Annotated in this window: 7 protein-coding genes and 1 pseudogene; 6 read left to right on the top strand and 2 right to left on the bottom strand. The window is 70.7% G+C overall.

Features of this window, described 5'->3' with window-relative positions; translation table 11 throughout:
* The 5 genes from B0W88_RS26155 to zwf all read left to right on the top strand — a co-directional run.
* The coding region (locus tag B0W88_RS26155; RefSeq protein WP_077037528.1) for a DUF1800 family protein at nt 1-1,379 on the top strand (1,379 nt) is incomplete at its 5' end.
* Nucleotides 1,380-1,384: 5 nt separating this feature from the next.
* The gene (locus tag B0W88_RS26160; RefSeq protein ID WP_077037529.1) at nt 1,385-2,776 is read left to right on the top strand and encodes a DUF1501 domain-containing protein; all 1,392 of its coding nucleotides are present in this window, start codon (nt 1,385-1,387) and stop codon (nt 2,774-2,776) included.
* A gap of 14 nt (nt 2,777-2,790) precedes the next feature.
* Nucleotides 2,791-4,566, top strand: a complete 1,776-nt coding sequence (gene ggt, locus B0W88_RS26165) for a gamma-glutamyltransferase (RefSeq protein ID WP_077037533.1) — start codon at nt 2,791-2,793, stop codon at nt 4,564-4,566.
* Nucleotides 4,567-4,636: 70 nt separating this feature from the next.
* Nucleotides 4,637-7,204: a DUF3857 domain-containing protein gene (locus B0W88_RS26170; RefSeq protein WP_083749081.1), complete on the top strand. Its 2,568-nt coding sequence runs from the start codon at nt 4,637-4,639 to the stop codon at nt 7,202-7,204.
* Between the two features lie 53 nt (nt 7,205-7,257).
* Nucleotides 7,258-8,712, top strand: coding sequence for a glucose-6-phosphate dehydrogenase (gene zwf / locus B0W88_RS26175; protein ID WP_077037534.1), 1,455 nt, complete (start codon nt 7,258-7,260; stop codon nt 8,710-8,712).
* A gap of 8 nt (nt 8,713-8,720) precedes the next feature.
* Here zwf and B0W88_RS26180 read toward each other — a convergent pair whose 3' ends face one another.
* Together B0W88_RS26180 and B0W88_RS26185 are read right to left on the bottom strand one after the other, a co-directional pair.
* Nucleotides 8,721-9,212 (bottom strand): disulfide bond formation protein B, encoded by a 492-nt coding sequence (locus B0W88_RS26180; RefSeq protein WP_077037531.1) that lies wholly within the window; start codon nt 9,210-9,212, stop codon nt 8,721-8,723.
* A complete protein-coding gene (locus B0W88_RS26185) occupies nt 9,212-9,679 on the bottom strand; it encodes a RidA family protein (RefSeq protein ID WP_077037532.1) in 468 nt (155 codons plus the stop codon). Before B0W88_RS26185 ends, B0W88_RS26180 begins: the two co-directional genes overlap by 1 nt.
* 81 nt (nt 9,680-9,760) lie before the next feature.
* On the opposite strand from B0W88_RS26185, the pseudogene B0W88_RS26190 reads away from it, so the two are divergent.
* Nucleotides 9,761-10,066: pseudogene (locus tag B0W88_RS26190) on the top strand (DUF4131 domain-containing protein); the annotation flags it as partial.

The raw sequence follows: 10,066 nt of genomic DNA on the forward strand, positions 1-10,066 counted from the left end.
GCACCACGCACTGGGACTGGATGACGGCCCAGGGCTTCGCCGTGGCTGCCAACAGCGGCAACTTCAATGGCGTGGACGCGAGCCTCTGGCGCCAGTGGTTCACCGCACCCGATCAGCTGCGCCAGCGCGTCGTGCTGGCGCTCAGCGAGATCTTCGTCGTCTCGATGACCGGCGTGGACGGCGTGTTCCGCGGCATGTCCGTCGCGGCCTATGTGGACATGCTGTCGGCCCGCGCCTTCGGGTCCTTCCGCGATCTGCTGGAAGGCGTGGCCCTGTCGCCGGCGATGGGCGTCTACCTGGACATGCTGGGCAGCAGGAAGGCCACGAGCAGCAGCCAGCCCGACGAGAACTTCGCCCGCGAGGTGATGCAGCTGATGACGATCGGCCTGGTGCAGCTGAACGTGGACGGCAGCGCCAAGGTCGACGCCTCGGGCACACCGATCCCGACCTACCAGCAGGATGACGTCGGCAACCTCGCCGCCGTCTTCACCGGCTGGACCTACGACGGCCAGAGCAGCACCGATCCCGCCTGCGTCGCCCGGCCGATGGTCAACGTGGCGGCCAACTTCAGCAGCGGGGACAAGAAGGTGCTGGACGTCAGCGTCCCGGCCTCGCTGGACGGCGCCGGGGCGATGAGGCTGGCGCTGGACACGCTGGCCAATCACGCCAACGTCGGCCCCTTCATCGGCCGGCAGCTGATCCAGCGCCTGGTCACGTCCAACCCGAGCCCGGCCTACGTGAAGCGGGTCGCCCAGGCCTTCAATGACAACGGGAGTGGCCAGCGGGGCGACATGAAGGCGGTGGTCCGCGCGGTGCTGCTGGATGCCGAGGCGCGCATCCTCGATACCGGCCCGGGCGCCGGCAAGCTGCGCGAGCCGGTGCTGCGCTACATCCAGTGGGGCCGCAGCTTCGGCCTGCACTCCACCAGCGGCGCCTGGAACCTGATCGAGACCTCCAACCCCTCGACCAAGCTGGGCCAGAGCCCGCTGCGCAGCCCCTCGGTGTTCAACTTCTTCCGCCCGGGCTATGTCCCGCCGAACTCGACGATGGCCGTGCAGAAGCTGACCGCGCCCGAGTTCCAGCTCTGCAACGAGGTCACGCTGGCCTCGTACCTGAACTTCATGCAGGCCCAGATCGCCCTGACCGGCGACGTGACGCCCGACTACAGCGCGCAGCTGGCCCTGGCTTCCGACGCCGCCGCCCTGGTGCGCCAGGTGGCGCTGCTGATGGCCGCGGGCGGCCTGGGCGACGCGACCCTGAACACCATCTCCAGCGCCGTCGGCAAGATCAGCGCAGCCAGCGACGCCGGCCGCCTGAACCGCGTGCAGGCCGCGATCTTCCTGGTGATGGCCAGCCCCGAATACCTGATCCAGAAGTGAGCGTCATGCCCATCACTCCACTTGACCAACTGCATCGCCGCGAGTTCCTGCGCCGCGTCGGCGCGCTCGGCCTCGGCGCTGCCGCCACGCCGCTAGCGATGAACCTGGCCGCACTCGGTGAGGCCGCCGCGGCCACGTCGACGGGCGACTACAAGGCCCTGGTCTGCGTCTACCTCGCCGGTGGCAACGACTACGCCAATATGGTCGTGCCCGTCGACACCAGCGGCTACCAGGCCTATGCCGCGGCCCGGCCCGCGCTGGCCTTGCCGCAGGCCCAGCTGCTGGCGCTGCCGCCGAATGCCCAGCTGACCGGCTCCGACGCCGGCCGGCAGATGGGCTTCGCCCCGCAGATGACGAAGTTGCAGGCGCTGTTCAAGGCCGGGCGGCTGGGCGTGCAGATGAACGTCGGCACGCTGCTGGCGCCGACCACGCTGGCCCAGTACCAGAAGAAGAGCGTGCCGCTGCCGCCGCAGCTGTTCTCGCACAACGACCAGCAGAGCCTGTGGCAGTCGCTGGGCGCCGAGGGCACGACGGTCGGCTGGGGCGGGCGCCTCGGCGACCGCTTCCTGTCCGGCAACGGCAATGCGGTGTTCACCTGCATCAACGTCTCGGGCAATGCGGTGTTCCTGTCCGGCCAGCAGGCGCTGCAGTACATGGTCTCGCCCAATGGCGCGCTGGCGATCGGCGGCCTGTCCAAGGTCTTCGGCTCGGCCGACTGCGGCGCCGCGCTGCGCACGTTGCTCACCGCCACCGACCGCAGCCACTGGATGGAGCAGCAGCTCACCGACGTGGCCACGCGGCAGATCAGCTCGCAGGCCACGCTGAGCTCGGCGCTCGCCGCGCTGCCGGCGTTGAATACCGCCTTCGACGCGAACAACTCGCTGGCCCTGCAGCTGAAGATGGTGGCCCGGCTGATCGCCGCACGCAGCGCGCTGGGCGTGAGCCGGCAGGTGTTCTTCGTGCAACTGGGCGGCTTCGACCTGCATTCGGGTTTCCTCGCCAACCATCCGCGGCTGCTGACATTGCTGTCGGACGCACTGGCCAGCTTCCACGATGCGACGGTGGAACTGGGCGTGTCCGAGCAGGTGACCAGCTTCACCGCCTCGGAGTTCGGCCGCAGCCTGGTCTGCAACGGCGACGGCTCCGACCATGGCTGGGGCGCCCACCACCTGGTGATGGGCGGCGCCGTCCAGGGTGGACGTTACTGGGGCCACCTGCCCACCGGCGTGCCCAAGGGGGCGGACGATGCCGGCCGCGGCAGCTTCATCCCGACCAGCTCGGTGGAGCAGATGGCGGCCACGATGGGGCGTTGGCTCGGCGTGGGCGACAGCGATCTGAACGACATGCTGCCCCACCTGTCCAACTTCACCCAGCGCGACCTCGGCTACTTCGGCTGACTATGATCGGCTGGATGCGCCGTGTCCTGCCTGCACTCCTCTCTCTGCTGATCGCGCTCCCTGGCGCTGCCCAAGTCCCCGCCCAACCCGAGGCCGCCACCGGCCTGCAGGCCAAGCCCGGCTGGTCCACCCGCCGCTTCGCCGAGGCCGCGGCCAACCCGCTGGCCGCCGAGGCCGGCTACCGCATGCTCAAGGCCGGCGGCAGCGCGATCGACGCGGCCGTGGCGGTGCAGATGGTGCTCAACCTGGTCGAGCCGCAGTCCAGCGGCATCGGCGGCGGCGCTTTCCTGCTGATGTTCGACGGCAAGCAGCAGGTGAGCGCCTGGGACGGCCGCGAGAGCGCGCCGGCCGCGGCCTCGCCGCGCATGTTCCTGGACGACGCCGGCAAACCGTTGGGCATGCGCCAGGCGATACCCGGCGGCTTGTCGGCGGGCGTGCCCGGCGTGGTCGCGATGCTTGCGGCCGCGCATCGTCAGCAGGGCGTGCTGCCCTGGAAGCGGCTGTTCGAGCCGGCCATCGAACTGGCCGAGCAGGGCTTCGCCGTCAGCCCGCGGCTGCACCAGCTGCTGGCCGAGGAGCAGGTGCTGCGCCGCGACCCGCAGGCCGGCCCGCTGTTCTACGACGCGGCGGGCGAGCCCCGGCCGGTCGGCTACCGGCTGAAGAATCCGGCGCTCGCGGCAGTGCTGCGCGGCATCGCCGAGCGCGGCCCGCAGGCCTTCTACGAGGGCCCGGTGGCCGCCGACATCGCGCGCCGCATCCAGGGCCACGCAAGACCTGGCCCCATGGCGGCCGCCGACCTGGCGGCCTACAAGCCGGTGCAGCGCGAGCCGCTGTGCGCCGTCTGGCTCACCCGCTACCGCGTCTGCGGCTTCCCGCCGCCGTCGTCGGGCCAGCTGACGATGATGCAGATCCTCAAGCTGATCGAGGCGCGCGGCGAGCCCGAGCGGCCGCTGATTGCCGGCAAGCCGGGCGTGCCCTGGCTGCACCTGTACAGCGAGGCCGCGCGGCTGGCCTTCGCCGACCGGGCGCAGTACATCGCCGACCCCGATTTCGTCCCTGCGCCGGCCGGCGACTGGCAGAGCCTGCTGGCGCCGGCCTACCTGAAGCAGCGCGCCGCGCTGATCGGCCCGCGCAGCATGGGCACCGCCACGGCTGGCCGCCCCGGCGACGCAGCGCTGGCCTTCGCGGCGCAAGCCGAGCAGCCCGAGCACGGCACCAGCCACATCAGCATCGTCGACGCCCAGGGCCGGGCGCTGGCGATGACCACCAGCATCGAATCCGCATTCGGCGACCGCATCATGAGCGACGGCGGCACCGGCCTGCCCGGCGGCTTCCTGCTCAACAACACGATGACCGACTTCTCTCTGGCGCCCGCCGACGCCGACGGCAAGCCGATCGCCAACCGCGTGGAACCCGGCAAGCGCCCCCGCTCCAGCATGAGCCCGACGCTGGTGTTCGATGCCCGTAACGGCCAGCTTCTGCTGACCGTCGGGGCGCCCGGCGGGCCGGCCATCATCCACTTCGTCGCCAAGACCCTGATCGGCGCGCTGGACTGGGGCCTGGACCTGCAGCGCGCGGTGGACCTGCCCAACTACGGCAGCTTCAACACCGCCGCCACGGTGCTGGAGGCGGGCGGCTTCACGCCGCAGACGCTGGCCGGCCTGCGCGCGCTGGGCCACCAGGTCGTGGAGATGGAGCTGACCAGCGGCTTGCAGGGCATCCAGCGCAGCAAGGACGGCTGGTTCGGCGCCGCCGATCCGCGGCGCGAGGGCGTCGTGCGGGGGGACTGACCCGGGTCGCTCCCTAGTCGAGCGGGCGCGGCGCTCGTCGAGAATCGCTGCCCAATTCCAGGGAGAACAGATGCCGAAACGGCACGTGGCGATGATGACGATGATCGCGGCGCTGGCAGCGCCGTGCCTGCCGGCCGCCGCCGGCTCCGGCAACCTGACCGGCCCGCTGCCGCGCTGGGTGCAGCCGCTGCCCGTGCCCGCGGCCAGCGCTTCGGACGAGGCGCCGGCCCAGTACCTGCTGTTCGACCGCCAGGTGCGCGTGGCCCCCGATTCGGTGGCCGGCTACCGCCACTTCGCGATGCGCGTCGCCAAGGAGGCCGGCCTGGCCGAAGCCTCGCAGATCAGCATCGATTTCGACCCCAGCTACCAGCGCCTGAGCCTGCATCACGTGAACGTGCGCCGCGGCGGCCTGGTGATCGACAAGCTGAAGCCCGGGGCGGTGCAACTGCTGCAGCGCGAGCGCGACCTGGAGGCCCGCGTGCTGGACGGCCGCCAGACCGCCCACCTGGTGCTGGAAGACATCCGTGTGGGCGACGTGGTCGAGTACGACTACAGCGTGGAAGGCAGCAACCCGGCGCTGGCCGGCCAGACCTTCGGGCGCTGCGACCAGCAGTTCTCGGTGCAGGTCGAGCGCCTGCGCTGCCGGCTGCTGTGGGCCCGGCCCGAGCCGCCCCGCATCAAGCGCTTCAACGGCGCGGACGAACCCTTCCAGCAGCAGCTGCCGGGCGAGGGCGTCGAGTACGTCTGGGAGCGGCTGCACCAGGCGCCGCTGAAGGTCGAGAACGATGCGCCGGAGTGGTTCGATCCCTACCCCTACGCGCAGTGGAGCAACAGCGCCGACTGGCGCCAGGTGATCGACTGGGGCCTGAAGCTGTACGCCGCGCCGGCGGCGCCCGGGAGCGAGCTGGCCGCCGAGTTGCAGGCGCTGAAGGCCGCGGCCGCCAGCGACGAGGAACGGGTCGCCGCGGCGCTGCGCCTGGTGCAGGGCAAGGTGCGCTATCTCGGCTTCGAGGTGGGCGCGGGCTCCTATGCGCCGCGGCCGCCGGACCTGGTGTTCAAGCGCCGCTTCGGCGACTGCAAGGACAAGGCCCTGCTGCTGACCACGCTGCTGCGCGCGATGGACATCAAGGCCTGGCCGGCGCTGGTCAACACCCGCACCCGGCGGCAACTGGCCGAGGCCTTGCCCTCGCCGATGCAGTTCGACCATGTGATCGTCAAGGTTCGGCTGGCCGGCAAGGAGTGGTGGCTGGACCCGACCCGCGCCGCCCAGCAGGGCCCGCTGGCGCAGATCGACCAGGCGGATTTCGGCCAGGCGCTGGTGCTCGACCCGCAGGCCACCGGGCTGCAGCAGATGCTGCGGCTGCCGAGCGGCCAGCGGCGGCTGAGCGTGGCCATGGATGCGTCCGCCGGCATGGACAAGCCGGGCACGCTGACCGTGCGTTCCGTCTATACCGGCCAGGCCGCGGACCGCATGCGCGCCCAGCTGGCCGGCGACAGCCTGGAGCAGTTCCAGAAGACCTACCTGAACTTCTACCAGCAGAACTACCCGGGCAGCAGCGTCACGGCGCCGCTGGAGGTGCACGACGACACGGCGCGCAACGAGCTCGCCACCGTCGAGCACTACCGCCTGCCCGAGCCGTTCCGCAAGCCCAAGGACAAGCAGCGCCGCGAGGTGTCGGTCTACTCGGAGGAGCTGCGCGAGTTCCTGAAGACCGCCGGCCAGGCGCAGCGCCAGTCGCCGCTGCGGCTGGATCATCCGGTGGACATCGAACTGCGCAGCGAGCTGCTGCTGCCGCGGGACTGGCCGGCCGCGAAGCCAGACATCCTGAACGTCGACGGCCCGGGCTTCCGCTACACCAGCCAGGTGAGCTGGCCGAGCCGGCGCCAGGTGGTGATGGTGGAGTCCTACCGCACGCTGGCCGACGAGGTCGAGGCCAGCCGCGTGCCCGAGTACAACGCCAGGATCAAGCAGGTGCGCGAGTCGCTGGGCTACACCGTCTACGAGCCCGCGCCCGGCGCCGAGGGCGGCATGAACTGGCTGGTCCTGCTGCTGGCGCTGGGCGGCTTCGCGGCCTGCCTGCAGGCGGCGTGGCGCCTGTACCGCTGGGATCCGGCGCCGGAGCCGGCGGCGGACGGGCCGCGCGGCCTCGGGGGCTGGCTGGTGCTGCCGGGCTTCGGCCTGATCGTGGCCGCGGTGCGCACGCCCTGGGAGGGCTTCAGGGATCTGGACGTCTATGGCCTGGCGCGCTGGACGGCGCTGACCATGCCTGGCGGCGCCGAGTACCACCCGATGTGGGCTCCGACGCTGCTGCTCGAGTTGGGCAATGTGATCGTCGCAAGCATCGGCGCGATCCTGCTGCTGATCCTGTTCTTCACCCGGCGCAGCAGCTTCCCGCGCCTGATGATCGGCTTCCTGTGGCTGAGCTGCCTCGTGAATGCGATCGACCTGGGCGCGATGTGGGCCGTGCCGGTCGCCCAGAAGCTGCTGCCGCAGCACAGCGCCCTGCTGGTGCGCGCGCTGCTCAGCGCCGCCGTCTGGACGGCCTATCTGCTGCGCTCCAAGCGGGTGGCCAACACCTTCGTGGAGCGCCGGCCGGTCCCGCGTCCGCCTGTGGCGTTGCCGCTGCAGGCCGGGTGATGGAGGCGCGCTTCTTGCAAGAGAATCGGCCATCGACCAAGGAGACCGCCTCGATGGCCAAAGTTCCCCAGGGCGTGGGCCCGCGCTTCCCGCAGGTCGTCGTGCTGTTCGGCGCGACCGGCGACCTCGCCCGGCGCAAGCTGCTGCCGGGCCTGTTCCACCTGGCCTGCGCGGGCTTCATTCCGGCGTGTCGCATCGTCGGCGTGTCACTCGACGAGATGGACACCGACGCCTTCCGCCAGTTGGCGAAAAGCGCCCTGGACGAGTTCGGCAGCCGCAAGGCCACGCCGGCCGACTGGGAGCGCTTCTCGGCGATGCTGGACTACGTCTCGCTGTCCGCCGGGCCGCAGGCGCTGCGCGAGGCGGTGGACCGGGCCGAGGCCTCCTTCGGCGGCGAGAGCCGGCGCCTGCACTACCTCAGCGTGCCGCCCAGCGCGGCGCTGCCGGCGGTGCGGATGCTGGGCGAGGCCGGGCTGGTGGAGCGCTCGCGCATCGTGATGGAGAAGCCCTTCGGCACCGACCTGGCCAGCGCCGTCTCGCTGAACGCGAAGCTGCACGAGGTGTTCGCCGAGGAGCAGATCTTTCGCATCGACCACTTCCTCGGCAAGGAGCCGGCGCAGAACATCCTCGCCTTCCGCTTCGCCAACGGCCTGTTCGAGCCGATCTGGAACCGCAACTTCATCGACCACGTGCAGATCGACGTGCCCGAGATGCTGGGCCTGGGCAAGCGGGCCGGTTTCTACGAGCAGACCGGCGCCTACCGCGACATGGTGGTGACCCACCTGTTCCAGATCCTGGCCTTCGTCGCGATGGAGCCGCCCACGGCGCTGGAGCCCGCGCCGATCAGCGAGGAGAAGAACAAGGTCTTCCGCAGCATGCTGCACATCCAGCCGCACGACGTGGTGCGCGGGCAGTACGCGGGCTACCGGGCGGAGGAGGGCGTCGACCCGGAATCGGAGACCGAGACCTTCATCGCGCTGAAGTGCTTCATCGACAACTGGCGCTGGGCCGGCGTGCCCTTCTTCCTGCGTACCGGCAAGCGGATGGCGGAGGGGCAGCGCATCATCTCGATCGCCTTCCGCGAGCCGCCCAAGAGCATGTTTCCGCCGAGCTCGGGCGTGGGCGCGCAGGGGCCCAACCACCTGACCTTCGACCTGGCCGATGCGTCCAAGATGTCGCTGAGCTTCTACGGCAAGCGGCCCGGCCCGGGCATGCGGCTGGACAAGCTGAGCCTGCAGTTCGCGATGAACGACACCGGCCTGATCGGCGACGTGCTGGAGGCCTACGAGCGGTTGATCCTCGACGCGATGCGCGGCGACCGCACGCTGTTCACCACTGCCGAGGGCATCGAGCGGCTGTGGGAAATCTCCCAGCCGCTGCTCGACACGCCGCCGCCGGTGCGGCTGTACCCGATCGACTCCTGGGGGCCGAAGTCGGTCCACCAGCTGATCGCGCCGCACGCCTGGCGCCTCCCTTTCGAGAGGGCCTGGCGGAATCCGAAGCCCTAGATTTCGATCTAGCGCCGGACGATGGCCCTTAAACCCGCAGCCGCGATCAGCAGGAACAGCAGGCCGCTCCAGATGTCGTAGCTGAGGCCCAGCAGCCGGTAGGCGGCCGCTTCGGCGCAGGACGCCGTGACCATGAACACATAGGGCCAGCGATCCTCGAGGCCCAGGGCGGTGTTGATGCGGTCGGCCAGCGTCATCGCGCAGCTTTCCAGATTGGCGGCCACCTGGTGCTGGAACACGGCCGCGGCCACGCCGCAGACCGCCAGCGCGAGCACCACGCCCAGCATCGCCTTGCGCTGCGGATTGCTCAGCGCGAAGGCCCAGGCCAGGGCGGAGACCGCACCGATCAGCAGGAAGATGCCCCGCTGCATCACGCACCAGGGGCAGGGCTTGACGTCGAAGCCGTGCTGGGCGATCAGCGCGAAGCCGACGGCGGCGAAGCTGGCGATGGCGATGGCTGCCAGCGTCTGCGCCGGCACCTTGCTGACGGGGAGGAACATCAGTCTTGCACTTCGACGATGCACTCGATCTCCACGCAGGCGCCCGTGGGGATCTGGGCAACGCCGAAGGCGCTGCGTGCATGGGCGCCGACTTCCGCGCCGAAGACTTCGCCGAACAGCTCCGAGGCGCCGTTGGTGACGAGGTGCTGCTCGGTGTAGTCGCCGGTGCTGTTGACCAGGCTCATCAGCTTGACGATGCGCTTGATCTTGCCCAGGTCGCCGGTGGCGGCGTGCAGCGTGCCCATCAGGTCGATGGCGATGGCGCGGGCGGCCAGCTTGCCGGTGGCGGTGTCCACGTCCTTGCCCAGCTGGCCGACCCAGGACTTGCCGTCCTTCTTGGCGATGTGGCCCGAGACGAAGATCAGGTTGCCGGTCCTGACGAAGGGCACGTAGGCCGCGGCGGGCACGGCCAGCGGCGGCAGTTCGATGGCGAGGGCCTTCAGGCGGTCGTAGACGGTGGTGCTCATGGGGGTGGGGGCTGGTTTGGACCGGCCGAATCTCTAGGATGAATCGGCGCGCATCCTACACCGACAAGGGAGACCAACCTGATGGCCTGGCGATGGGTTCTGCCGGCCCTGGGCTGGCTCGCGGGGCTGGCCCTGCTGCAGGCCTGCGAGCGGCTGCCGGCGGCGGGCGAGTGGGCGCTGCTGATGCTGGCGCTCGCTCTGGCCGCCGCGGCCGCGCGCCGCAGCCTCGCCGCCCTGATCGTGCTGGCGATGCTGCTGGCCTTCTCGCAGGGCGCGCTGCGATCGCAGTGGCGGCTCGACGAAGCGTTGCCCGAGGCCTGGGAGGGGCGTGACCTCATCGTCAGCGGCCGCATCGCCTCGCTGCCCGGCGCCACCCAGGGACAGGGC

This window comes from Pelomonas sp. KK5 (assembly GCF_001984095.1).
GTDB lineage: Bacteria > Pseudomonadota > Gammaproteobacteria > Burkholderiales > Burkholderiaceae_C > KK5.

Excerpts from the sequence above, each read along its gene's own strand:
- B0W88_RS26160 (WP_077037529.1), top strand. The coding sequence starts at position 1,385 with ATGCCCATCACTCCACTTGACCAACTGCATCGCCGCGAGTTCCTGCGC.
- ggt (WP_077037533.1), top strand. The coding sequence starts at position 2,791 with ATGCGCCGTGTCCTGCCTGCACTCCTCTCTCTGCTGATCGCGCTCCCT.
- B0W88_RS26170 (WP_083749081.1), top strand. The coding sequence starts at position 4,637 with ATGCCGAAACGGCACGTGGCGATGATGACGATGATCGCGGCGCTGGCA.
- zwf (WP_077037534.1), top strand. The coding sequence starts at position 7,258 with ATGGCCAAAGTTCCCCAGGGCGTGGGCCCGCGCTTCCCGCAGGTCGTC.
- B0W88_RS26180 (WP_077037531.1), bottom strand. The coding sequence starts at position 9,212 with ATGTTCCTCCCCGTCAGCAAGGTGCCGGCGCAGACGCTGGCAGCCATC.
- B0W88_RS26185 (WP_077037532.1), bottom strand. The coding sequence starts at position 9,679 with ATGAGCACCACCGTCTACGACCGCCTGAAGGCCCTCGCCATCGAACTG.